Here is a 24,509-nt window from a genome sequence, read left to right on the forward strand (position 1 = left end):
TCCCAGCTTTGGCCGAGGCAAAACCCCTATCGATCAGGCAACCTTGTCGAGCAGCGGCCCCAGCGCCGGATGGATTTCCGGTGAGGCGTGCTTGATCAGGGTCAACAGCGCGCGTTCGTTCTCGTAAAGAGGCCTGTCGACGCCGATATGTTCGATCAGCCAGCCGGCTTCGCCGGCATCGACCGTCTCGGCGCGGCGGGCCAGAGCCTCGGCCGCCCTGTTCTTGGCTTCCCACTCGGCCTCGATGTCGCCTGGCGACCGATAGGCTTCCATGATGCCGGCAAGGCCGCCGGAGATCATGCGGCTGAAGAAGCCGCCGATTTCCGGATCGGCATGTTCGAGGAAGGCATCACGGCGCAGCGCCACATCGCGCGTCGGTGCTTCGTAGCCGGCCGAGCACATGACGAAATTGGCGATCGCCTTGACGAACAGCTCGTTCCAGGACGGATCATTGTGCCCTTGGGCAGTGCACTCGTTGATCTTGAACAGCACCTCGGCCTCGGCGCGCGTGATGGCGATGTTGCCGTCGCCGCCATGGGCATGGAGGATCCGGCGCAGCAACTCGACCTCCGCCTGTGCGACGAGGCCGGGAGCCAGCGTGCCGCCGAGCATCAGCGGCCCCTTGCCGTCAATGACGGCATGCGCCACCTGCTCCAGCGCATACACACAAAGCTGGCTCGGCGACGATTTCGCCTGTTCCAGCACATGCACCAGCAATTCAAGCTCGGTCCGGCTGTCGACCATGCCATCGCGCGAGATCGTGCGGATCAGCCAGTCGGCATTGTCTTGCGAGATATAGCCCGACGGCTTTTCCTGGTGGACGATATAGTCGGTGACCGCCTCGACGAGAAGGGCGGCCATTCCTGGCATTTGTCCTTCGCCGTTGCATCGAGCGCAAACAGCGCCTCGGCCTCGCCGCGCGTCACGACGCCATCGCCGAACACTTCATGGCGCAACATCGCCACGTCCTCCGCGGCGATGCGGCTTTTCGAGGTCAGCCCGGCCACCGGCGCGCTCATGATCAATTCGCCCATTTGTCGTCCCCGTCCGCCGTCGCCAAGCGCCGGCCCCAAAGCGTCATACAAGCCAATATATCAGCAGTGTCTTGAAAAACCGGCAAACGGCGTGGTTAGCGAAGACTTGTCGGCCAACGCATGTCGCCCAAAAACGTGCCGCGGTTTTGAAGAATGGCATGCACGCGCTTTAGATGTCGCTGACAGGTGACAAGCCGTCGCGCGCGAGCTATGGATGGCGCGTCGAGGACTCAGGGTCTGAGTCCTACCTGTTTGCGGGAGAGAACAGCGAGAGCTGTCGCCGAAGGGGAAATCGCCCGAAATCTCTCAGGCAAAAGAACCGTAGACGGGAAAGACACTCTGGAAAGTCGGGGCTTGCCCCCGCGCCGAAGGTGTAAGCGCCGCTGACAGAGTTCCGGCTGCGCGAGTCTCTCAGGCTTCAGACAGAGGGGCACGGACTGGTCGCCATTCGCGACCGATTGCGTGCGACTCTGGAGACGACATGACGGGCGACGATACAAGACACCTACCCCTCGAAGACATCCATGTAACCGCCGGTGCGCGCTTTGGCGCTTTTGCCGGCTGGTCGATGCCGCTGACCTATCCGGCGGGCGTCATGAAGGAACATCTTCACACCCGCGAACAGGCCGGCCTGTTCGACATCTCGCATATGAAGCTGTTCGAAGTCAGCGGGCCGGAGGCGGTTGCGCTGCTCAACCGCGCTTGCCCCTTGGATGCAGGCCCACTCCAAATCTCACAGTCCAAACTGTCCTTTTTCCTCAACGAGGCAGGCGGCATCCTGGACGACCTCATCGTCACCAGACTTGGCGATAACAGGTTCATGGTAGTCGCCAACGCAGGCAACGCCGTCGCCGATGAAAAGCATTTGCGTGCACTTGCCGCGGATTTCGACGCCAGGGTCGAGCCGCTCGACCGCGTCTTCCTGGCCATCCAGGGTCCTGAAGCCTGGGCCGCCCTTTCCCGCGCCGGCATCGAGACCGGCTCGCTGCTTTTCATGCATGGTGTCGAACCGCGCAAAAACTGGTTCATGAGCCGGTCGGGCTATACCGGCGAGGACGGTTTCGAGATCGGCCTGCCGGAAGCCGATGCACGCGACCTCGTCGCCAAGCTGCTCGGCGACGAACGCGTGCTGTGGATCGGCCTGGCCGCCCGCGACAGCCTGCGGCTGGAGGCAGGACTGTGCCTGCATGGCCAGGACATCACGCCGGAGACCGATCCCGCCAGCGCCGCCTTGATGTGGGCAATTCCAAAGGACATCCGCGCTTCCGGCGCTTTCATCGGCGCCGATGCGCTCCGCGCCGCCGTGGAACGAGGACCCGCGCAAAAGCGGGTAGGGCTTAAGCCGGAAGGCCGCCAGCCGGTGCGTGGCGGTGCCGCGCTTTTTGACGCCGACGGCAATCCGGCCGGCCAGGTCACATCGGGCGGCTTCGGCCCCTCGGCCGGCCATCCGGTCGCCATGGGCTATGTCTCGACACCTCTGGCAAAGCCCGGAACGCGGGTCTTCGCCGATGTGCGCGGGACGAAAATCCCAGTCGATATCAGTTCCCTGCCCTTCACACCCCATCGCTACCGCAAAGGATGATCTCAATGGCAACGACCTATTTCACATCGGATCACGAGTGGCTCCGCGTCGAGGGCGGCATCGCCACGGTCGGCATCACTGATTACGCGCAGGAGCAGCTCGGCGACCTCGTCTTCGTCGAACTGCCGGAGACCGGAAAAAAATTGACCAAGGGCGACACCGCCGTCGTGGTCGAATCCGTCAAGGCGGCATCCGATGTCTATGCACCGGTCGATGGCGAGATCACAGAGGCCAACGGCACGCTGTCGTCGGATCCGTCACTGGTCAACTCGGCCGCAACAGGGGCCGGCTGGCTGTGGAAGATGAAGCTTGCCGACGAAAGCCAGCTCTCTGGCCTCATGGATGAGGCCGCCTACAAAGCCCATATCGGTTGATATCAGGACTTATTGACATGACCGCAGCACCCTACCCCTTCTCGGCCCGCCATATCGGTCCCGGCCTCAACGACACCAGGGCGATGCTGGCCGCCATCGGCGTGCCCTCGATCGAGACACTGATCAGCCAGTCCGTACCGAAGTCGATCCGGCTCGATCGGCCGCTTGCCCTACCAGCACCGGCGAGCGAAGCGGAAGCGCTGGCCGAACTCTCGGCTGTCATGTCCGGGAATACGGTGCTGAAAAGCTTCATCGGCGCCGGTTATCACGGCGTCCATGTCCCGCCGGTTATCCAGCGCAATCTGTTCGAGAATCCTGCCTGGTACACGGCCTACACGCCCTATCAGGCAGAGATCAGCCAAGGCCGGCTCGAAATGCTGTTCAACTTCCAGACGCTGGTCACCGAATTGACCGGCCTGCCGGTGGCCTCGGCCTCGCTGCTGGATGAGGCAACCGCCGTGGCCGAAGCCGTCGGCATCGCCTTGCGCCACCACCGTGACAAGCGAACCAAGGTCGCACTTGCCGGCACGCCGCATCCGCAAACGCTGGACGTGGTGCGCACCCGTGCCGAGCCGCTCGGCATCGAGATCGATGGCGAAACGATCGACGACAACACCGCCGCCCTGCTTGTCTCCTGGCCGGATACATTTGGCATCTATGGCGATCACAAGGCAGCGATCGACAAGGCGCGCGCGACCGGGGCTATCGTCGTCTTCATCGCCGACCCGCTCGGCCTGACGCTGACCGACGCGCCGGCCAAGCTCGGCGCCGACATCGCCGTCGGCCCGATGCAGCGTTTTGGCGTGCCGATGGGCTTTGGCGGCCCGCACGCGGCCTATTGCGCCGTCTCCGACAGGCTCACGCGGTTGATGCCCGGCCGCCTGGTTGGCCAGTCTACCGACAGCAAGGGCCGGCCTGGGTACCGGCTTGCCTTGCAGACGCGCGAACAGCATATCCGCCGCGACAAGGCGACCTCCAACATCTGCACCGCGCAGGCGTTGCTCGCCAACATGGCGACTGCCTATGCCATCTGGCACGGCCCCGCCGGGCTGCAGGCGATTGCCGGGCGCATCCACACGCTGGCCAATCGTCTCGCCTCCGGGCTCAAAGCAGCAGGTATCTCCGTGCTCGGTTCAAGCCGCTTCGACACGGTGACGGCGGAGGTGAAGGGCAAGGCAACTTCGATCGCCACTGCGGCTGAAAAGGGTGGCAGATTGCTGCGTGCCGTCGATGCCGACCATATCGGCATTGCCTTCGACGAAACTTCGACCGAGGCCGATCTCGACGCAATAGCGGCCCTGTTCGGCGCCAAGGCTGGTGTCTCCGCCGACAGCACGGTACCCGGCAAGCCGCGCGGCAAGGAGTTCCTGACCCAGCCTGTTTTCCACGAAAACAAGTCGGAAACCGAGATGATGCGCTTCCTGCGCCGGCTGGCCGACAAGGACCTGGCGCTCGACCGCGCCATGATCCCACTGGGGTCCTGCACCATGAAGCTCAACGCCGCCGCCGAGATGATGCCGGTGAGTTGGCCGAGCATTGCCAATCTGCACCCTTTCGCCCCGGCCGCGCACTCGACAGGCTACCGTGCCATGATCGGTGAGCTGGAGGGCTGGCTGTCAGAGATCACCGGATTCGACGCCGTCACCTTGCAGCCCAATGCCGGGAGCCAGGGCGAATATGCCGGCCTGCTCGCCATCCGCGGCTATCACCGCTCACGCGGCGACAACCACCGCACCGTCTGCCTGATCCCCTCCTCGGCGCATGGTACCAATCCCGCGAGCGCGGCGATGGCCGGCATGAACGTCGTCGTCGTGCGCTGCACCGAAGACGGCAACATCGACATGGACGACATGAAGGCCAAGGCGGCTGAACATGCGCAAAATCTCGCGGCGCTGATGTTCACCTATCCCTCGACGCATGGCGTGTTCGAGGAAGGCGCACGCGATCTCTGCGCACTGATCCATGAGCATGGCGGCCAGGTCTATTTCGACGGTGCCAACCTCAACGCGCTGGTCGGGCTTGCCCGTCCCGGCGACATTGGCGCCGATGTCTGCCACATGAACCTGCACAAGACCTTCTGCATACCGCATGGCGGCGGCGGACCCGGCATCGGGCCGATCGGCGTCAAGGCGCATTTGAAGCCGTATTTGCCCGGCCATGTCACCGAAGGCTCGGCGCACGCCGTCTCCGCCGCCCCCTTCGGCAGCGCCTCGATCCTGCCGATCACCTGGATGTATATCCGCATGATGGGCGCCTCGGGCCTCAAGCAGGCGACCGAGACGGCGATCCTGTCCGCCAACTATATCGCGACGCGGCTCGGTGCGCATTTCCCGGTGCTCTACAAGGGCAGGCAGGGACGCGTCGCGCATGAATGCATCCTCGACACCCGTGTGCTCAAGGAGAGTGCAGGCATCAGTGTCGACGATGTCGCCAAGCGCTTGATCGACTATGGTTTTCACGCGCCGACCATGTCCTTCCCGGTCGCCGGCACGCTGATGGTGGAGCCGACCGAGTCCGAGCCCAAGCGGGAACTCGACCGCTTCTGCGAGGCCATGATCGCCATATCGGCAGAGGCAGCAAAAGTCGCCAGGGGCGAATGGCCTTTGGCCGACAATCCGCTGGTCAACGCGCCGCACACCGCCGCCGAGGCGCTGGCCGGCCAGTGGAACCATCCCTACTCGCGCCTGGAAGCGGCCTATCCGGCCGGCGACGCCGACACGGCAGCCAAGTACTGGCCCCCGGTGTCACGCATCGACAATGTCGCCGGCGACCGCAACCTGGTCTGCTCGTGCCCGCCGCTGTCGGATTATCTGGGTGCCGCGGAGTAATTACGCTGAGCGCAAGGCCGGCTTGATCGGCTCGGCCTTGCCCATCCTCTTGCGGCTGATGACGCAATTTCGTCCGGCGCGTTTGGCGGCATAGAGCGCCGCGTCCGCCTCGGCGAGCACGTTGTCCAGCCTGCTGCCGCTTGCCTCGCCAAAGCCGATGCCGCCGCTGACCGTGCTGCGCAACTTGCCGAGCTGGGTGGGGACGATTTCGGTGCCGAACGCCACGCCTATCTTGCTGGCGAGATCGTAAGCCTTTTCATCCGTCATCCGCGACATGACGATTGCGAACTCCTCGCCGCCAAGGCGAAAAGCGTCGACGCCGGGCCGGGCATACTTCTTGATGACGGCGGCAAAACGGCACAAGACCTGATCCCCTACCGGGTGACCGTAGACATCGTTCGTCCGCTTGAAATGGTCGAGGTCGAACATGACGATGGACATGAACGGACCGAAACTCCGTTCGCCGTAGAGCGACGTCAATGCCCGGCGGTTCAGCAACCCTGTCAGCGGGTCGGTCATGGTCTCGGCCTTGAGTTCGATTTGCGCCTGCAGATGATGGAGGGAGAGCGTCAACGCTCCGAGCCCGGTCATGCAGGCGACCGCCACCACGGAATTCAATCGTTCGGCCCAGTTGTCGGGCGCAACCCCGAGCGTCCATTGCCCCTTGGTCAGCAGAACCACGCCGCAAAGCGCAAACGACATCGCGCAGGTGCCGCTCAGAAACGAAACCACCAGAAGGATGCGGCGGTCGTGACTGCCGTTGATCCAGAACATGGCACCGATCGCCGACAGCAGCGCCGTCACCGTGGTGTAGGTGACGATGAAGCCAATGCCGTCAAAGCCCATAAAGGTCACGACGGCACAAATGGCCATGGCGGCTAGCGCCGGTGCAACGGCGCGTCCGTAGCCGGGCACCCCCAGAAATTGCATGGCCGACAAGCAGATGATCAGGAACCCCAGGCTGAGCAGTGCAAGCACGATCTGGCAAAGCAGTGGATCGGGATCCTTGGTGTACCGCCAGAACAGGATCACATGCGCGACGAGCACCAGAATTCCGCACGCAACCGTCAGCACGAAACCTGCCTTGGGCGCGGTGAACCAGATCGCAAACATGGTGACGCTAAGGCATATGCCCGACAGCGCGGCTGCGAGCAGGAGCGAACTGAAGTCCAGCATATCGGGCAAGGGCCTCTTGAGCGTCGGCGGTTGCGCTGCATTCTAGGTCAGCGGCAGCCCTCAGATACGGGTTTTCAGGCGATCCATCGATGCAACCTGCGGATAGGGTTTACAAAGCGTCGATGGCACGTGTCCCGAAACCGGACCCATGGATGCGAGATCAACCCTTGTTCAAGAGAGCGAGGTTGGCGTTGACGACTGTTGGATCGGCCATGCCGGCCTTCGCTTCGAGCAGCAACGCCTTGGCCTTCTTGCGATTGCCGCGCAGCAGTTGCGAATAGCCCATATTGTTGACGATCTGCGGCTTGCGGCCGGCGACCTTCAAAAGCTGGCCGTAGGCTCGGTCGGCGAAGTCGAAGCGGCCGAGTTCATCATAGGAAGCGGCGAGCCCCATCCAGGCCTCCGCATTGTCGGCTTTCAACTCGACGGCCTTGCGGAAGTGCTTTTCGGCGAGGCCGTAATTGGCGTCGCGAAACTGCGCCTTGCCTTGCGCCAGATCGGAGGTTTCGGTGTCTTTTGCCGCCGGTTGGATGGCGGTGGTCTTGGTGGTGTCGACGCCACTCGTCGTACAGCCAGACATCATCAAGACGGCCGCCATTGCGGCCATTGCCGTGAAATTACTGTGACGCATGCCCCTGCCTCATCGCCCGATTTGCCGGGTCGTTCTTCAGGAAACACAATATATCAGCGGCGATTAAAGTTCGGTGCCGAAACGCCGCCAAAATTCGGCTTCGGGCACACCAGCCATTAACCACGAGACGAGGGTTATCCCTGCAAGGACGCGAGCGGCCTTTTCACGGACCCATGACCTTGAGTGCCTCGGGAACCGGATAGCGGTTGCCGTCATAGCGCAGCCGGTAGGTCCGTTTCACCGGCTTGCCGGGATGGGACTGGCACTCGCCATCCTTGTCGGGAGACGGGTCATCGGTTTGCGTCCGCTCGAGCGCGACCATGTCGTGATAGCCGTGATGGCTCGTCGGGCTCATTGCCAGGCTGACCTCGGTCGAATGAAAGGATCCCGCGCAATTGGAGTCGCCCTCGCCGCCATTGCCGGCCACGACAAGGCCATCGAGCACCAGGCGCAGGGCATCGCCGGCGAGAACATAAAGCCGCAGGTCGGTTTCGCTGAAGGGATTGGCCTGCGAATGGTTCGCGATTTCGATGCGCAGGCCGAAGGCCATCACCCCGGGCGCCAGCCTGTAGCGGCCGGTATCGAACTCGATCTTGCGGATGGCGATGGCATCATCGGCGATCAGCCCCGGCTGGAGCAGGCGCAGGCGCACACGCTGGCTGTTCCTGTCGACGACCAGAAGCTCGATATCGCCGACATGGCCATCGTCGCTGGATTGGGCGCTGTCGATCAGCGGCACGGCTACCAACAGCAGGTCGTCATGGGCAGGCCAGATCTTGCAGCTCAGCCCAAACGGCGCGTCGCCATCCGTCAGGGCGATGCTGATATGAGGTTCGAGCGTGAACGAGGTGCCGTCGGCGCTCTTTCGAGCTTTGGGATAGGCCTGCTGCACCAGGGCGGCGGCATCGCCGCAATCGTCGGCCACGGCCCAGGCGGGCGACAGGGTGGCTGCGGCAAGGCCGAGAAAGAGGGTGCGCAACAGCATGGACTTCTCACCTGCAAGGCCGAGTACGGTCATAACAATGGTTTGTCAGTCCCCTTGCTAGGACTTTTGTGGGGCGCTCGCTAGAGCCGGACGATTTCAGCTCGAATCGAAGCCTCACACCTTTCGGCATCATGCTATTGCGCCGTCATTTTGACGATGACTGGAATGGCCGCGATCATCAGCACCACCGGCAGGATGCATACCACCACCGGCACCGACATCTTGGCCGGCAGAGCGTGCGCCTTTTCCTCGGCCAACGACATACGCTTATGGCGCATGTCGTCGGAAAAAACGCGCAACGCCCCCGACAGGCTGGTGCCGAGTTCCTTGGACTGCTGTAGCAGCGTGGCGAAGGAACGCACTTCGTCCAGGCTGAGGCGGTCGGCGAGCGCCTTCAGCGCATCGTCGAGGCTGCGCCCTGCCCTCAGCTCCAACGACACCAGCTGCAGGTTCTGGCTGAGCGCGGGATAGGTCTTGGCAAGTTCCTTGGAGACGCGCTCTATGCCGGCCTCCATGCTCATGCCGGCATCCGAGCAGACAATCATCAGGTCCATGAAATCGGGAAAGCCGTTGCGGTACTCACGCCTGCGTTCCCGCACTTTCTGGCTCAACACCAGGCCGGGCAGGAAATAGCCGGCCGCTCCCGACAGGATGACGAATGTCCAGCGACTGGCCATCGTCGCGTCCGGGCTGGCCATCCACCGGTTGAGCACAAACACACCGATTGCCGTGCCGATCATCGCGCTGAACCGGATCAGGAAGAACGTGCCGACAGCGCGCGGCTCCATGTAGCCCGCCTGGGTGAGCTTCATGCGCAGCCGGGCGACATTTTCCGGATCGCTCCTGGCGTAGAATTCCTGCGCCCGCTTCACCGCCTTCTCGCGCACGACGCCGGTATTCTTCTTCTGCACCGGCTCTGGTTTGGCGGCCACGGGACCGTTTTCGACCCTGAGCCGGCGCATGACCTCGTTGCGGTCGCCCTTCGCCATGACAACAGGCCAGGCAACAGCGGCAGCACCCGCCGCCAGCAGCAGGATGGCCACCGGCATCAATGAGGTCGGCGCAAGCGAGGCGAGGAATTCGATGAAGCCCTGCATGTCAGAACTTGAAATTCGACATCTTGAACATGATCAGATTGCCCAGCATCAGCCAGGTGATCGAGCCGCCGAGCAGGTACCAGGTTTTCGCCTCGCCCCAGACGTCGCGGTAGAAGCCCGGCATCAGCGCCATAATGGCGGTGAACAGCAACGCCGGCACCGCTGTCAGGATGTAGGCCGACATCCGACCTTCTGTCGCAATGGCGCGCACCTTGCGGCGCAGCTTGCCACGCTCACGGATCGTCGTCGCCAGGCCGTCGAGGATCTCGCGCAGATTGCCGCCCGAACTGGTCTGGATCGAGACGGCGGTGACGAACAGCGGCAAATCCTCCTGGCCGACCCGGTCGAACAGCGAGTTCAACGCCGAAACCAGATCGGAGCCATATGTCACCTCGTCGGCGATGACGCCGAACTCGGTGCCGATCGGGTCGGGCATCTCGCGCGCCACCATGGCGATCGCCACCGGCACCGGATGGCCGGCCTTCAGGCCACGCGTGATCAGTTCCAGCGCCTCCGGCAATTGCATGCCGAACCGCTTTACCCGGCGCTTGCGCTTGAAGCGCAGCGTGATCACCGGCAGCACCGGCACAAGCACCACAAACAGCACAAGCCCCATCAGCGGCGGCAAGCCGTACCAGATGGCGACCAGGGTCATCGCCATCGCCACGCCGCAGCTGATCATCAGGAATTTCGACAGCGGCATGATCATGCCCGACTGGGTTCGCAAAGCGCGGAACCGATCCAGCGAAAACAGCGGCGTGCCTGCGTCGAGGCCGCGTTCCTTGCGCAGTTGGACAAGCACCTGCTCCTGGCTGATCTTGTTTTCCTGCAGCTTCATGCGCCGGTTGATGGCGGTGCGCTTGTCGCTGCGGCCGGCATAAAGCAGGTAGCAGGCCTCGGCGATCAGGATGCCGGTCAGCGCGGCCGCGGCATAAACGACATAGATAGCGCTCATTCCATCGAACACTTGGCTACTCCTGCGGCCGGCCGGGTTCGAAATATCGTCCGGGAAACTCGATGCCCATGGCGCGCAGATCCTCGAGGAAGCGCGGCCGGATGCCGGTCGCCTCGTAGTGGCCGAGAATCTTGCCGTCGGCCTCCATGCCGGTACGCACGAAGCGGAAGATCTCCTGCATCTGGATGACATCGCCTTCCATGCCGGTCACCTCGGCGACACTGGTCACCTTGCGCTTGCCGTCGGAAAGTCGCGTCAGCTGGACGATCAGGTCGAGCGCGCTGGCGATCTGGCTGCGGATCGACTGCACCGTCATCGGCATGCCGGTCATGCCAAGCATCTGCTCGAGCCGCGAAATGGCGTCGCGCGGCGTGTTGGCATGGATGGTCGCCATCGACCCTTCGTGGCCGGTGTTCATTGCCTGCAGCATGTCGAAAGCCTCCTCGCCGCGGCACTCGCCGAGGATGACGCGGTCGGGGCGCATGCGCAGTGCGTTCTTGACCAGGTCGCGCTGCTTCAGCTCGCCATGGCCTTCGATGTTGGCCGGACGTGTTTCCATACGCGCGACATGCGGCTGCTGCAGTTGGAGCTCGGCCGCGTCCTCGATGGTGATCAGCCGCTCGTCTTCCGGAATGAAGGCCGACAGCGCATTGAGCATGGTCGTCTTGCCGGTGCCGGTACCGCCCGAAATGATCGTCGTCTTGCGGGCATGCACGGCCGCCGCCAGCACTTCGGCCATGTTCTGGGTGATGGCGCCGAATTCGACCAGTTTGTGCAGGCCGAGCTTGTTCTTGGAAAATTTGCGGATCGACACCAGCGGCCCATCGACCGCAACCGGGCGGATGGCCGCGTTGAAGCGCGAGCCGTCCAGCATGCGGGCATCGACCATCGGCTGCGATTCGTCGACGCGGCGACCGACCGCGGCGACGATCTTGTTGACGATGCGCAGGAGATGCGCCTCGTCCTTGAACGGAATGTGGACCGGCTGCAGCTTGCCCTTCTTTTCGACAAAGCAGTTCATGTGGCCGTTGATCAGGATATCGTTGATGTCGGGGTCCTTGAGCAGCGGCTCGAGCGGACCGAGGCCGACCATCTCGTCGACGATGTCGTCGACCAGCGCGTCAAGCTCGACGGTGTTGATCGCCATCCGCTCCTGCTTGGTCTTTTCCGACACGAAATCATGCACTTGCCGGCGCATCTCATCCTTCGGCAAACGCTCCAGCGCGACAAGATTGATCTCTTCGAGCAGCAGCCGGTGGATACGCACGCGCGCATCGAGCACCTTGTTGGCATTCTTTGCCGGCGCTGTGTCCGGCTTTGCCGGCAAAGCCTTTCGGCTGGTCGGAATGACGACGGCATGATGGGCGACCGGCGTCGTCTCAGGCACGCGCTGCGGAAGCGCATCGCGGTTCTGCAGGGCGGAGAAGCGGCTGGTCATCCGGCTTTCCTCTTCAGCAATCCACGGCCGATGCCAAACAGCGAGCGCGATTTCGCCCGGGTTGGGACCGCCTCCTCCGGCAGGATGATCTTCTTCAGATCGTTGACGACATTGGCGTTTGGATCGATCTCGTGCAACGGCACGCCGCGATCGACCGCCTCGCGCACCAGCCGATAGTTGTTGGCGATACCGCCGACGAAATGCTCGCCGAGAATTTCCTGGACGTCCGCCTGCTTGATGCCGTTGTCGAACATCTTCTGTTCGAAACGGTTGACGATGACGTTCGGCTTCACTTCCTTGCCGGCAGTCTCGTAGACCGCCTGGATCAGCCGCTGGGTGTGGCGCAGGCACGGCACCGTCATTTCCGCGACGATGTAGAGCTTGTTGGAACCGAGCAGCACGGTTTCCGTCCATGGAAACCAGGTGCGTGGCATGTCGATGACGACATTGTCGAAATAGGCCGAAACGAGGTCCAGCATTCGCACCACGACATCGGTCTTGAACGAGCGCATCTCTGCTGGATGCGCCGGTGCCGCCAGCACGCACAGCCCGCTGGCATGCTTGGACAGCATCACGTCGAGCAGTTGCCGGTCGAGACGCTCGGGCTGGTTCTCGATCTCGGTGATGTCGAAACGCGGTTCGAGGTCGAGATATTCGGCACAGGCGCCCTGCTGGAAATTGAGATCGACGACGCAGGTCGACGCGCCGCGCGTCACCGAGTGATGCAGCTGGAAAGCGGTCTGCAGCGCCAGCGTGGTGGTGCCGACGCCGCCCGCGGCAGGCATGAAGGTGTAGATCTGCGACTCGGTGTTTTCCTCGCGCCCGGGTCCCTGCAGCGCCCGCACGACGGAGCGCACCAGATCGGCCGTGGTGATCGGCTTGACCAGGAAATCCGCGACCTTGAGCTGCACCAGAATGCGCACCGCGGCGGCGTTGAACTCCTGGGTGACGACGACGACCGGAACCTTGTCCTCCAGCCGGCGCATAATGCGCTGCAGCGACTCGACCTCCTCCAGCCTTGCCGCATCCATGTCGACGATGATGGCGCCGAAGTCGGCTTCCTGGATCTCGCCGCGCAACTCGGTGACGTTCTTCTCCACCGTCGAGAGCTGTATGATCTCGGAGGCGGAAAATGCGGTGCGCGTGACCTGCGCAAATGTCCTGTCGGTCGATACGAGCAGGATCTTCCTGGTCTTGATGCCGTTTGCCATTCTGTCAGCCTGTCAGGTCGATCGACCGTTGGATCATTTGCCCGTGGGATCAATTGGTCGTGCTGGACTGCGACGCCTTGGCACCGGCCGCCTGATCGGGTGTGACAGCCGCGGCACTGCCTCGTTGGGCCGGCACCAGGAGCCTGGTGTTCTGGACCCCGTATTTCCAGGGATCGACCATCTGCATGACGGTGTTGGCGGCCTGCGCATTTCCGGCGCCGGCCGTCGGCCCTTCGCTGCGCACATAGTCGTCGCTGGTGCAGCCGGCGGCAAAGCCGGTCAGCAGCAAGGCGACGCTCGATCCAAAGACCAGACGCATGGCTTCAATCCTTCGGCAGGTCGAGGAAATGCCCAGCCGAAGCGGCCGCTGCAGGTTGAGTGACGCGGCCGTCTGCCAGCGCCACGGTGCGACCGGCATCGGAATCCTTCACTTCCTCGGTGTTGTTGAGAAAATAGTCGGCGTTGCTGGCCGGCTGCGTGCCATCTGTCGGCTCGACGAGCTTCTTCGACGGATCGACCGGCTTGACCAGATAGGGCGTCACGATGATGACGAGGTCGGTCTCGCGCCGCTGATAGGATTTCGAGGAAAACAGCGCCCCAAGCACCGGCATCTTGCCGAGGCCGGGAATGCGCGACGTGGTGATGTCGTTTTGCGACTGCAGCAGTCCAGCGATCATGAAGCTCTGGCCGTTCTTCAGGTCGACCGACGTCCTGGCACGGCGCACGATGAAGCCGGGAACCGAGATGGTGCCGATATTGTAGGAGGCCGACGCGTCGATCGAGGAGACTTCCGGCGCAATATCAAGGCTGACCAGCCCATCTTTCAGAACCGTAGGCGTAAAATCCAGGCTGACGCCGTATTTCTTGTAGCTGACCGAGATCTTGCCGTCGTCCTCGGAGACCGGGATCGGAAATTCGCCGCCGGCGAGAAAGCTCGCCGTCTGGCCGGACCGGGCGATCAGGTTCGGCTCGGCCAGCCGCCGCGCCAGGCCGCGCTCTTCTAGCGCCTTGATGGCGATATCGATCGACACGCCGTTCGACAAAAGCCTGCCGATGATCTCGCCGGTGCCGGCGGCCGGCACTGTACCCGGATCGATCGAGACATCGCGGCCACCGAGGCCGTAGGCAAAATTGGCGGCGTATTTGGCGCCCAGATCCTGACCCGCCTGGCGGTTGATCTCGACAAAACGGACATTGAGCTGGACCTGCTGCGACGATGAGATGTTGACCGAGTTGATGACCTCCTCGGTGCCGGAAAAGCGCGTCGCGATCTTGTTTGCCTTTTCGGCGGCGACCGCGTCATCCGCCTCGCCCGACAGCACGACCCGGCCGTTGGCCGATCCGACCTTGATCCTGGCATCCGGCACGCTGGCCCGAATGGTGCTGGCCAGCTGGTCTGTGTCGAGCGTCACCTCGATGTCGACGGTGCCGACAAGCTGCTTCTTCTCATCGAACAGCGCAATGCCGGTAGTGCCGAGATTGTTGCCGAGCACGTAGAAGGATTTGTCGGTCAGCGGATTGACGTTGGCGATCTCCGGATCGCCGATGACGATCTGGTAGAAGGCGGCACTGGTCATGATCGTCTTCGGCTTGCCCTTGGCAACCTTGATCGACGCATTCTTGGTCGACGACACATAGACGATGTCGTTGTCAGCTCTCGCCGAGGCGCCGAAAGCCAGCATCGCGGCAGCAGCCAGCGAAGACGCGACAGCCACCGCACGCAAAATGCGCAACCGCCCCATGACCCGATATGTGAACAGCCCGAACATTGTCCCGTCCCTCACCCAGTCCCCACTGGCTTATTTCTGGTCCCGCGAAGGAACCTGGTATTCCTCGGCCTTCGTGCCGCGCGTGACGATGACCGTCTTGAACTTCGGTTTCTCCGGCTCCTTGGTGACGGCGTCGAACACCGAGCCGGCCGCGGCCTGCACATCCGAGGCGACCGATCCGCCGAAGGAGGAGATGGTGGTGACGCCGTTCTTGCCGTCACCGCCTTCGCTGGCGGATCGAAGCGACAGGGACAAGGTGCCGACGGTGCGGGCCAGCGCCACTTTCTGCGCGCCGTCTGTCGTCACCTCGATAGTCACCGAATTGGAAATCTGCGGCGTCGTCTGGCGCTCGTCGGCGCCCTGCCCGACGCTCAGCACCTTGGCATCGGCAACGACGATCTCGGAGGTGATGGTCGAACCGGCGGCCCCTTGCGCATTCTTGGCCACTTCCTGAATTTCGCCGGCATCGCGCGTCAGCACCACGTCAACGCGGTCACCGGGCGTGACGAAGCCGCCGACGCCGGCTATCTCGTCGGTGCGGATGGTGACCGCCCGCATTCCGGGCGTCATCATGTTGGAAAGCGTCGCGCGGCCATTTGGCCCAGACAGCTTGGTCAGCAGCACCGGTTCGTTGACCTCGATCGGCGACAGCACCACGCGGCTGCCATCGGCAAGCAACGCATTGATGGTGGTGAAGGCGCCCTGCGGCACGGCCTCTTGCGACCACGGGATTTCGCTGAGCTGCGCGCGGTCGAGCGCCATGCCGTAGCGCAATGGGGCATTCGCCACCACGATGGTCTTGAACTCGACCTTCGGCACGACAGGGGCCGGGATAGACGACGTCTTCTCTTCGGAATCCGCCTTGGCCTGGCTTTTGACCCAGAAATCCGCGGCAAAGATCGAGATCGCCCCGAAAACGGCGGCGATGCCGATCATCGATATGGCCTTGCCCCTCACGCCTAAACCCCTGATATCAGCAGTTTCTTGTTTTGTTGGGCTCACGCTAGGCCGCATTGTTAAAGAATCAGGAATCTTGCGCGCCGGCATCGGACCTATTTCCGCCAGCTTGGTTATCGAATGGTTTTGGGTTAAGAGGGATCAGATCCCCGAACGGAACAGGAACCTCGGTCGCTTGGCGCTGAAAAGCGTGGCAGTATCGCGAGGTGATTCGCAGCACCGGACCCTATGGCAGGCATGGACGACAACAACGATCTCTTCGGCAATATGGACAAGCAGCCGCAGCCGGTTCGCACACCGGCGCGTCCGGCGGATCCGCTGGTGCAGGCCACCAAGCGTCCTGCCTCAATCAAGGATGGCAGCGAGGGCTATAGCGCTGCCGACATCGAGGTGCTGGAAGGGCTGGAGCCGGTGCGCCGCCGGCCAGGCATGTATATCGGCGGCACCGACGACAAGGCGATGCACCATCTGTTCGCCGAGGTCATCGACAATTCGATGGACGAGGCGGTAGCCGGCCATGCCACCTTCATCGATGTCGAGCTCTCGGCCGACGGCTATCTCGCCGTGACCGACAATGGCCGCGGCATCCCGATCGATCCGCACCCGAAGTTCAAGAAGCCGGCGCTCGAAGTGATCATGACGACGCTGCATTCGGGCGGCAAGTTCGACTCCAAGGTTTACGAGACATCAGGCGGCCTGCATGGCGTCGGCGTGTCCGTGGTCAACGCGCTGTCGGACCATCTCGAGGTCGAGGTCGCGCGGGGACGGCAACTGTATCGACAAAAATTCTCGCGCGGCGTTCCCGTGACCGGCCTGGAGCAACTGGGCGAAATCCACAACCGGCGCGGCACAAAGATCCGATTCCACCCCGACGAGCAGATTTTCGGCAAGGGCGCTGCGTTCGAACCGGCGCGGCTCTACCGCATGACGCGCTCGAAAGCCTATTTGTTCGGTGGTGTCGAGATCCGCTGGACCTGCGATCCGTCGCTGATCAAGGAAAAAGATCAGACACCGGCCAAGGCTGAATTCCATTTTCCCGGCGGCCTGAAGGATTATCTCAAGGCATCGCTCGGCGACGACTTCCAGGTGACTCGCGAAATCTTCGCCGGCAAGAGCGAGAAACAAGGCGGCCATGGCTCGCTCGAATGGGCGGTGACCTGGTTCGGCGGCGACGGCTTCATCAATTCCTACTGCAACACCATCCCGACCGGCGAAGGCGGCACCCACGAAGCCGGCTTCCGCAACGTGCTGACGCGGGGCCTGCGCGCCTATGCCGATCTCGTCGGCAACAAGCGCGCCTCGATCGTGACCTCGGAAGACGTCATGATCTCGGCGGCGGGCATGCTGTCGGTGTTCATCCGCGAGCCGGAATTCGTCGGCCAGACCAAGGACAGGCTGGCGACGATCGAGGCAATTCGAATTGTCGAGACCGCGATCCGCGATCCGTTCGACCATTGGCTGGCCGACAATCCGCAGGAAGCCTCGAAGCTGCTCGAATGGGTGATCGCGCGCGCCGACGAGAGAGTGCGCCGACGGCAGGAAAAAGAGGTGTCGCGCAAGAGCGCGGTGCGCAAACTGCGGCTGCCGGGCAAGCTCGCCGATTGCACGCAGAATGCCGCGGCCGGCGCTGAACTGTTCATCGTCGAAGGTGACTCGGCCGGCGGCTCAGCCAAGCAGGCGCGGGACCGCGCCAGCCAGGCGGTGCTGCCATTGCGCGGCAAGATCCTCAACGTCGCCAGCGCCGGCAACGACAAGCTCGCCGGCAACCAGCAGATCTCGGACCTGATCCAGGCGCTCGGCTGCGGCACGCGGTCGAAATACCGCGACGAGGATTTGCGCTACGACCGCGTGATCATCATGACCGACGCTGATGTCGACGGCGCCCATATCGCCTCGCTGCTGATCACCTTCTTCTACCAGGAGATGCCGGCACTGGTGCGTGGTGGCCACCTCTATCTGGCGGTGCCGCCGCTTTACTCGATCAGGCAAGGCGGCAAGGTCGCCTATGCCCGGGATGACGCGCACAAGGACGAGCTCCTGCGCACCGAATTCACCGGGCGCGGCAAGGTCGAACTCGGCCGCTTCAAGGGCCTGGGCGAGATGATGGCGGCCCAGCTCAAGGAAACCACCATGGATCCGAGGAAGCGCACGCTGCTCAGGATCGACGTGATCGATGCCGAGGCGGCGACCAAGGACGCCGTCGATGCACTGATGGGCACCAAGCCGGAAGCCCGCTTCCGCTTCATCCAGGAACGCGCCGAATTCGCCGAGACGGAAGTGCTGGATATCTAGCCATCAGCCGGTTTAGCTTGCGCTTCTGATATGGAGACCAGCGTGTGATTGCGGCACGGCTGAAAGGCTATTTCGAAACCAGTTTGGCCGACCTGACGCAACCGACGCGGTCGGATTGGATTTTCGCTCTTCGCACCGTTTCAGCCGGGCTGATCGCACTGCTGGCCGCCTACGCCCTAAAACTCGACCACCCGCAATGGGCCATGATGACGGTGTTCATCGTCGCCCAGCCGGTTGCCGGCATGGTGCTGGCGAAGGGCTTCTACCGGCTGCTCGGCACGCTGGTCGGCGGCGTCGCGGCGATCGGCATCACCACCGTATTCGGCACCAACCCTTGGGTGCTGGTGACGGTGCTTGCCGTCTGGATCGGCATCTGCACCTTCGTCTCGTCGCTGCTGCGCAATCCGGAAGCCTATGGCGCCGCGCTCGCCGGCTACACCGCAATGATCATCGGCCTGCCCGCCTTCGGACAACCGCATCTCGTCGTCGACCTCGCGGTCGCGCGATGTGCCGAGATCGTGCTTGGCATTGTCTGCGCCGGCCTGACCAGCCGCCTGATCCTGCCGAAACTGGCCAGCGACGCCATCGTCTCGCGCCTGAAACGCTGTATCCTTGATCTTGCCACCTATGCCGGCGGTGCGTTCTCCGGCGGCGACCCGGCAACGCTGTCCACGCTGCACCGAAAGCTGATCACTGATGCCCAGACGCTCGGCGAGATGCGCGCCTATGCCAGGCTCGAGGCGCCAAGCTTCGCGCCGCGCGCCCATCCAGTCCGGCGCACCATCGGACAGCTGCTCTCGGCCCTGTCGGCGGCACGCGCGCTGCATTCGCACGCCGCCCCGAAGAATGCGGCGCTCATTCCGGTGCGCTCGGAACTGCAGTCGCTGGTCAGCGAGCTGGCGACCAAGCCCGGCGCGCTGGACGATACGGCGCTGTGGGTGGCTCGGCTCGATGCGATTGCCGGAAACGCCCGGCAAATGCCCGATGCCTCGACCGACCAGGGCGACGACAGGGTCGGCACTATCACCCGCCTGACCATTGCCGCCGATTTCGCCGATGCGCTCAAGCAGGTGCTGCGCGGCCTCGACGCCTTGCGCGCGCCTGCCACGCGGTCGGCCAGGGGCAGCAGGCAGCCTGCGCTGGTGGTGCATCGCGATTACGCCGGCGCGTCGCGCAACGCCGTGCGCGCTGCCCTTGCCACGCTGCTGGTCGCGGCCTTCTGGTTGACGACGAAATGGTCGGAAGCGGCCGGTACGGTCATCCTCGTTGCTGTCGTATCGAGCCTGTTTGCTGCTCGCCCCGACCCTGTGCAGGTCGCCTGGGGTTTCTTCAAGGGAACGCTGCTCGCTTTGCCCTTTGCCTTTCTCGTCGGCCAGATCGCGCTGCCCGCTTTGCCGGGCTTCGGCTGGTTCATGCTGTTTGTCGTGCCCATCCTTGTACCGACGGCGCTGGTCATGGCCAATCCACGCTATGTCGGCGTGGCGACGGCCTTCGCCATCAACTTCCTCGCCTTCCTGAGCCCGCACCAGGCGATGACCTACGATCCCGTACCCTTCTTCGCCGGGTCGGCGTCGATCCTGGTCGGCATCCTGCTGGCGATCGGTGTCTTCATCGTCGTGCTGCCAGCCGATCCGTGGCTCGCGGCCAACCGCATCGTGCGCGCCATGCGCGAGGATTTGGCGCGGCTTTGCCTGCATGAGCGGGTGCCGAGGCGGTCGGCCTTCGAGAGCCTCGCCTACGACCGCATCAACCAGCTGATGCCGCTAGTGCAGAATGCCGGTCAGAAGGGCGATGCGGTTCTGGGCGGCGGAGTCGCCGCCGTCACCGTCGGCCTGGAGGTCCTTCGGCTGCGCGATGCAAGCCAAAGCCATGCCATTCCATCCGAGACCGCGCTTTCGATCGCCAACTTCCTGAGGGGACTGGCGCGCGAACTGCTTTTCCGCGCCCCCGGCGATCCACAGACCTCGACCGTCGCCGTCGCCCGGCAGTACGCAGCGAACATCGCCGAGCGAAACGGCACCGGCGAATTGCTGCAGATCGCAGCATCGCTGCGCATCATCGCCGCGGCGATGGAGGATTTCCCGGACTTTTTCGCGAGGGATAAAGGCTAAGCCGCCGCTATCGCCAGTGCGTGGCCGCGTGCGTTTTCGCGCAGCGCGTCGAGATGGATCGACTTGACCAGCGTGGCAAGATCGCCTTCCGCGGACTGCCCGCCCACCTCCTTGAGCATCAGCCAGCTGACCTCTTGCACACCGGCGACGCGCTTGCCGTTGGCGACCTCGCGCCAGATCTTCAGCGCGCGCAGGATGATGGCATGCGTGGCGGCGGCGAGGCCGGCGCTGCGGAACAGCGCCTGCAACGCCACGTCGTGCCCGCCGGCAAGCAGCGCCCTCACTCGTTGTTCGGACTGCTGGCTGAGCGCGACCAGCGCCGAGCCGAAGAAATCGACCTTGCCATGCGCAATGGTGCGGATCAGAAAGCTCGCGGTAAGGTCGCCGCGCAGCCTGAGATGCTCGATCAGGGCCGCATGTTCTTCCTGGCGCGTGCCTTCTATCAGCGTCACCGAAGCCTTGACGCAGGCGTCGCGCATGACGCGGTCGGCTCGCGCCGCGCCCATCATCGCCATCACCAGTGGCGACGTTTTCAACATTTCGCCGAGCTTGACGAGCAGCATATGCCGACAGTCGGCCGGCAGCCTGATATCCGATATCAGCGCCTCGCGCACCAGCGGCAGGTGCCCATGCCGTTCGGCCATGCGGCGGAAGCTGAGCGAGGCGATGTCGGCGCCGCTGTTGGCGAGCAGCACCGCGCAGGCGTCCGCCTCGCCGATCTCGGCGATGGCCGCCGACAGCGCCATCGAGACGAGTGGCCGGTCGGCGATCAATTTCTGTGTCGCCTTCGGACTTGAGGCCACGCGGTTGATCAGGTCGGCGTCGGTGAGCAGCGGCGAGCGCGCCAGCACCACGCCGGCGACTTCCGGCTGGTCGGAGGCCAGCACGCTGATGATCTGCATTGGCGCTTGGTGGCTCATCGACAGCGCCTCGGCCATCGCCAGCCGCACCTTCGACGAGGCATCGTCGAGCAATAGCGTCAGCGCCGCCTCGGCGGCGCAACGGTCCTCGAAAGGCAATTCGGAATTGATATAGGCCCGGGCCAGAGCGCTCGCCGCCGCTGCACGCTCCGACACCCTGGCCGTGTAGATCCATTTCAGAAAATGCGAAACAACAACCATGCCCGCCTGCTTACGCCCCTTGTCAGAAGCTTCTGACCCCACTGACGACCGTAGGCAGAATTGGTTTACGAACCGTTCACCATGTTCATTAACTGGCTTGCGAGGCTGATTTGCAGCGCCTATCACCGTCAAGCACCTGAGGAGAAAGAAATGGCCGGGCTTTATCTCGAAGAGTTCGTTGTCGGCCATGTCTTCCAGCACACGCTGCGCAAGACCGTTACCGAAAGCGACAACATGCTGTTTTCGGTAATGACGCTGAACCCGCAGCCGCTGCATATCGACTTCGATTTCGCCGCCAAGAGCGAATGGGGCAAGCCGCTGGTCAACTCGCTGTTCACGCTCGGCTTGATGATCGGCATTTCGGTCAATGACATCACAGTCGGCACTACGGTCGCCAATCTCGGCATGAAGGAGACCGTGTTTCCGCATCCGGTCTTTCATGGCGACACCATCCGGGTCGAGACGACAGTCATCTCGGTGCGCGAATCCAGGTCGAAACCCGATCGCGGCATCGTCGAATTCGAGCATCGCGCCTACAACCAGCATGGCGATCTCGTCGCCAAATGCACCAGGCAAGCGATGATGCTGAAGAAGGCGATCTGACGCATGCGTTCGCTGCTGTTCGTCCCTGGCGATTCCCAGAGGAAACTGGAAAAAAGTTTTGGTGCCGGCGCCGACGTGATCATCGTCGACCTCGAAGATTCCGTGGCGCCGCACAACAAGGCGCTGGCGCGCGAGGTGGCGGCGCGCTTCATCCTGGAACGCAGGGCGCAAACCAGTTCAGCCATCTATGTCAGGGTCAATGACCTCACGACCGGGTTGACGGATGACGATCTGGCGGCGTTGGTGCCGGCACGACCCGACGGCATCATGCTGCCCAAGTCGAACAGCGGCCAGGATGTGCAGCATCTGTCAGCAAAGCTCAGGGTGCGCGAGGCCGAAAATGATCTGGCCGACGGCGCGATCAAGATCCTGCCGATCATCACCGAAACGCCGGCAGGCGTGCTGGCGGCGGCGACCTATACCGGGACCAGTGCGCGGCTTGCCGGCCTCACCTGGGGCGCTGAAGACCTGTCGGCGGCGATCGGCGCGCGCAGCGCCCGCGACGAGCATGGCCGCTACACGGACGTGTTCCGACACGCTCGCACCATGACCATACTTGCCGCCGGTGCGGCGGAGGTCGAGGCGATCGACACCGTCTTCCCGAATTTTCGCGACATGGAGGCCTTCGAAGCGGAATGCACCGAGGCCGAGCGCGATGGCTTCACCGGCAAGATGGCGATCCATCCCGATCAGGTGCCGGTCATCAACGCCGCCTTCACGCCGTCGGCCGAGGCCGTGAGACAATCGGCAGCAATCGTCGCCGCGTTCGCGGCAGCGGGAAGTCCCGGCGTCGTCGGCATTGACGGCAAGATGTTCGATCGACCGCATCTGCGGCTAGCCGAGCGGCTTCTGGCGCGGGCAAAGGCGGCGGGAGTTTTGGGTTAGTCCTTGTCCCAGCGCGGCCGGCGCATCGAAAACACCTCATCTACGCTGGTATAGTCCATATAGCCTAGACGGGCGACATTGCCGGCTTTGGTGATGTCGAACAGGCCGTCTGTCAGGAAGGCGTCATCGATGTGCACGCCGACCACTTCACCGGCAACAATCACAGCGCTTGTCGGCGATCCGTCCAGTGCCTTTGGCCGAAAGACTTCCGTCACCTTGCACTCAAGCGCTGCCGGCGCTGCCGCCACTCGCGGCGGCGCCACCAGGCGCGACGGCGCCATGGCAAGGTCGGCATAGACGAACTCGTTGACCCCGCGCGGCGCATTGACCGATGTGCGGTTCATCTTCTCCGCAAGATCGCGGCTGACCAGATTGGCGACGAACTCGCCGGTTTCCTGGGCGAAGGAGGCGCTGTCCTTCTCGCCTTCGGAGGAGAACCAGACGATGAAAGGCCGCGTCGAAACGGCATTGAAGAAGGAGTATGGCGCGAGATTGACCTCACCAGCCCTGTTCAGTGTCGAAATCCAGCCGATCGGACGCGGCGCCACGATCGCCTTCGAAGGGTCATGCGGCAGGCCGTGGCCCTTTGAGGGTTCGTAGAACATTCAGCCCGCCCACGGCCCCGAATAGTCACTGTACAGCTTTGCCGGATCGGGCCGGGGCCGCTCCGGTGCCGGGCCGGCATAGGAGCCGATATGGATGAAGCCGATGACCCGCTCCTGCGGCGCCAGCCCCAGCAGCGCCCTGCCCTCCGGCACATCCGAATACCAGTTGCTGATCATGTTGGTGCCATAGCCCAGCGCATTCGCTGCTATCATCAGGTTCATCGCCGCCATGCCGCCCGACAGGAACATTTCCCATTGCGGGATTTTTGGATTGTCCCTGGGGATCGAAACGACGCCGATCACCAGTGGCGCGCGCGAGAATCGCGCCAGTTCCTGGTTGCGGCGGCCTTCGGACAAGGGACCTTCCCGGTGCTCTGCAAGCGCTGCCAGTTGCCTGCCGATCTCGACGCGGGCGTCGCCACGGTAGAGGATGAAGCGCCAGGGCTCCAACCGGCCATGGTCAGGCACCCGCGAGGCAGCAGTGATCATCGTCGCGATCTCCGCATCGCTCGGCGCCGGCTCCTTCAGATCGGGGATCGGTGCGGAGTTTCGGGTGAGCAGGAAGTCGATGATCGGCGACGCCATGGGCGCAAGTCTCCTGGACATTCTGTTTTGAGCTGAAGCGCGCCATCGGGAATTCGGGCGGCTCGGGCATTGGCGCGGGATACGCCGGAGGGAAGAGTCGTTTCAACTCTTAAGCCTTGAAATTGCCACCGCCATGGGCTTCAACGCAAGGCATGTTTGAGGGGACTGTCCGTCTTTTCCTGGTCTGGCTCGGCGCGCTGATATTCATGGCGCCGGTTTCGCTTGCCGTGGCGCAGAACGTCGACGGTGTCACCGACCTGAAGCTTCCGG

General features: G+C 63.4%; 22 protein-coding genes, 1 pseudogene and 1 riboswitch (1 of these 24 running past the window's edge). Of the genes and pseudogenes, 8 read left to right on the forward strand and 15 right to left on the reverse strand.

Annotated features, from left to right (window positions below):
• Positions 1 to 33 precede the first annotated feature (33 nt).
• A complete protein-coding gene (locus EOB80_RS09370) occupies positions 34 to 861 on the reverse strand; it encodes a hypothetical protein (protein WP_245466308.1) in 828 nt (275 codons plus the stop codon).
• Positions 768 to 1,034, reverse strand: a complete 267-nt coding sequence (locus EOB80_RS35175; RefSeq protein WP_245466309.1) for a hypothetical protein — start codon at positions 1,032 to 1,034, stop codon at positions 768 to 770. Before EOB80_RS35175 ends, EOB80_RS09370 begins: the two co-directional genes overlap by 94 nt.
• A 245-nt stretch (positions 1,035 to 1,279) precedes the next feature.
• A riboswitch (glycine riboswitch) is annotated at positions 1,280 to 1,366 on the forward strand.
• Between the two features lie 149 nt (positions 1,367 to 1,515).
• On the opposite strand from EOB80_RS35175, the gene gcvT reads away from it, so the two are divergent.
• Genes gcvT through gcvP form a run of 3 tightly spaced genes read left to right on the forward strand, consistent with a single transcriptional unit; the run spans position 1,516 to position 5,818 of the window.
• Positions 1,516 to 2,616: a glycine cleavage system aminomethyltransferase GcvT gene (gene gcvT / locus EOB80_RS09375; protein WP_127327441.1), complete on the forward strand. Its 1,101-nt coding sequence runs from the start codon at positions 1,516 to 1,518 to the stop codon at positions 2,614 to 2,616.
• Between the two features lie 5 nt (positions 2,617 to 2,621).
• Positions 2,622 to 2,990: a glycine cleavage system protein GcvH gene (gcvH, locus tag EOB80_RS09380; protein WP_127320643.1), complete on the forward strand. Its 369-nt coding sequence runs from the start codon at positions 2,622 to 2,624 to the stop codon at positions 2,988 to 2,990.
• Positions 2,991 to 3,007: 17 nt separating this feature from the next.
• Complete coding sequence (gene gcvP, locus EOB80_RS09385; RefSeq protein ID WP_127327442.1) at positions 3,008 to 5,818, forward strand: aminomethyl-transferring glycine dehydrogenase; 2,811 nt, start codon at positions 3,008 to 3,010, stop codon at positions 5,816 to 5,818.
• Here gcvP and EOB80_RS09390 read toward each other — a convergent pair whose 3' ends face one another.
• From EOB80_RS09390 to cpaB, 10 genes are all read right to left on the reverse strand, one after another.
• Complete coding sequence (locus EOB80_RS09390) at positions 5,819 to 6,994, reverse strand: GGDEF domain-containing protein (RefSeq protein WP_127267795.1); 1,176 nt, start codon at positions 6,992 to 6,994, stop codon at positions 5,819 to 5,821.
• Positions 6,995 to 7,154: 160 nt separating this feature from the next.
• Positions 7,155 to 7,625 carry a hypothetical protein gene (locus tag EOB80_RS09395; RefSeq protein ID WP_127320645.1) on the reverse strand — a complete coding sequence of 157 codons (471 nt, stop codon included), beginning with the start codon at positions 7,623 to 7,625 and terminating at the stop codon, positions 7,155 to 7,157.
• A gap of 163 nt (positions 7,626 to 7,788) precedes the next feature.
• Positions 7,789 to 8,610 carry a hypothetical protein gene (locus EOB80_RS09400; protein WP_127327443.1) on the reverse strand — a complete coding sequence of 274 codons (822 nt, stop codon included), beginning with the start codon at positions 8,608 to 8,610 and terminating at the stop codon, positions 7,789 to 7,791.
• Positions 8,611 to 8,744: 134 nt separating this feature from the next.
• A complete protein-coding gene (locus EOB80_RS09405; protein ID WP_127327444.1) occupies positions 8,745 to 9,707 on the reverse strand; it encodes a type II secretion system F family protein in 963 nt (320 codons plus the stop codon).
• A gap of 1 nt (position 9,708) precedes the next feature.
• Positions 9,709 to 10,674 (reverse strand): type II secretion system F family protein, encoded by a 966-nt coding sequence (locus EOB80_RS09410; RefSeq protein WP_127327445.1) that lies wholly within the window; start codon positions 10,672 to 10,674, stop codon positions 9,709 to 9,711.
• A gap of 4 nt (positions 10,675 to 10,678) precedes the next feature.
• Entirely contained in the window at positions 10,679 to 12,100 is a 1,422-nt protein-coding gene (locus EOB80_RS09415; protein WP_127327446.1) for a CpaF family protein, read from the reverse strand.
• Entirely contained in the window at positions 12,097 to 13,311 is a 1,215-nt protein-coding gene (locus tag EOB80_RS09420) for a CpaE family protein (RefSeq protein WP_127327447.1), read from the reverse strand. The genes EOB80_RS09415 and EOB80_RS09420 overlap by 4 nt, the downstream gene beginning before the upstream one ends.
• Positions 13,312 to 13,360: 49 nt before the next feature.
• Entirely contained in the window at positions 13,361 to 13,630 is a 270-nt protein-coding gene (locus tag EOB80_RS09425) for a hypothetical protein (protein WP_127269273.1), read from the reverse strand.
• Positions 13,631 to 13,634: 4 nt separating this feature from the next.
• The gene (locus tag EOB80_RS09430; protein WP_127327448.1) at positions 13,635 to 15,080 is read right to left on the reverse strand and encodes a type II and III secretion system protein family protein; all 1,446 of its coding nucleotides are present in this window, start codon (positions 15,078 to 15,080) and stop codon (positions 13,635 to 13,637) included.
• A 30-nt stretch (positions 15,081 to 15,110) separates the two neighbouring features.
• Entirely contained in the window at positions 15,111 to 16,037 is a 927-nt protein-coding gene (gene cpaB / locus EOB80_RS09435; RefSeq protein WP_245466310.1) for a Flp pilus assembly protein CpaB, read from the reverse strand.
• A gap of 237 nt (positions 16,038 to 16,274) precedes the next feature.
• Between cpaB and parE the strand changes: the two genes are divergently transcribed.
• Positions 16,275 to 18,329 (forward strand): DNA topoisomerase IV subunit B, encoded by a 2,055-nt coding sequence (gene parE / locus EOB80_RS09440; RefSeq protein WP_127270722.1) that lies wholly within the window; start codon positions 16,275 to 16,277, stop codon positions 18,327 to 18,329.
• Positions 18,330 to 18,373: 44 nt separating this feature from the next.
• On the forward strand, positions 18,374 to 20,440 hold the full coding sequence (locus EOB80_RS09445) for an FUSC family protein (RefSeq protein ID WP_127327449.1): 2,067 nt from the start codon (positions 18,374 to 18,376) through the stop codon (positions 20,438 to 20,440).
• Here the strand turns inward: EOB80_RS09445 and EOB80_RS09450 are convergent.
• Positions 20,437 to 21,561: a DUF2336 domain-containing protein gene (locus tag EOB80_RS09450; RefSeq protein WP_127327450.1), complete on the reverse strand. Its 1,125-nt coding sequence runs from the start codon at positions 21,559 to 21,561 to the stop codon at positions 20,437 to 20,439. The two genes, EOB80_RS09445 and EOB80_RS09450, sit on opposite strands and share 4 nt — an antisense overlap.
• Before the next feature lie 150 nt (positions 21,562 to 21,711).
• Here EOB80_RS09450 and EOB80_RS09455 point away from each other — a divergent pair, with 150 nt between their 5' ends.
• Both EOB80_RS09455 and EOB80_RS09460 read left to right on the forward strand, forming a co-directional pair.
• Positions 21,712 to 22,164, forward strand: coding sequence for a MaoC family dehydratase (locus tag EOB80_RS09455; RefSeq protein ID WP_023810497.1), 453 nt, complete (start codon positions 21,712 to 21,714; stop codon positions 22,162 to 22,164).
• Positions 22,165 to 22,167: 3 nt separating this feature from the next.
• The gene (locus EOB80_RS09460) at positions 22,168 to 23,049 is read left to right on the forward strand and encodes a CoA ester lyase (protein WP_127327451.1); all 882 of its coding nucleotides are present in this window, start codon (positions 22,168 to 22,170) and stop codon (positions 23,047 to 23,049) included.
• Here the strand turns inward: EOB80_RS09460 and EOB80_RS09465 are convergent.
• Together EOB80_RS09465 and EOB80_RS09470 are read right to left on the reverse strand one after the other, a co-directional pair.
• A complete protein-coding gene (locus tag EOB80_RS09465; protein ID WP_127327452.1) occupies positions 23,046 to 23,654 on the reverse strand; it encodes a flavin reductase family protein in 609 nt (202 codons plus the stop codon). The genes EOB80_RS09460 and EOB80_RS09465 overlap by 4 nt on opposite strands.
• The gene (locus EOB80_RS09470; protein WP_127327453.1) at positions 23,655 to 24,239 is read right to left on the reverse strand and encodes a nitroreductase; all 585 of its coding nucleotides are present in this window, start codon (positions 24,237 to 24,239) and stop codon (positions 23,655 to 23,657) included.
• A 152-nt stretch (positions 24,240 to 24,391) separates the two neighbouring features.
• Here EOB80_RS09470 and EOB80_RS09475 point away from each other — a divergent pair.
• Positions 24,392 to 24,509 (forward strand): annotated as a pseudogene (locus EOB80_RS09475) (hypothetical protein) (it continues 837 nt past the right edge of the window).

This window comes from Mesorhizobium sp. M7A.F.Ca.MR.245.00.0.0 (assembly GCF_003997415.1).
Lineage (GTDB): Bacteria > Pseudomonadota > Alphaproteobacteria > Rhizobiales > Rhizobiaceae > Mesorhizobium.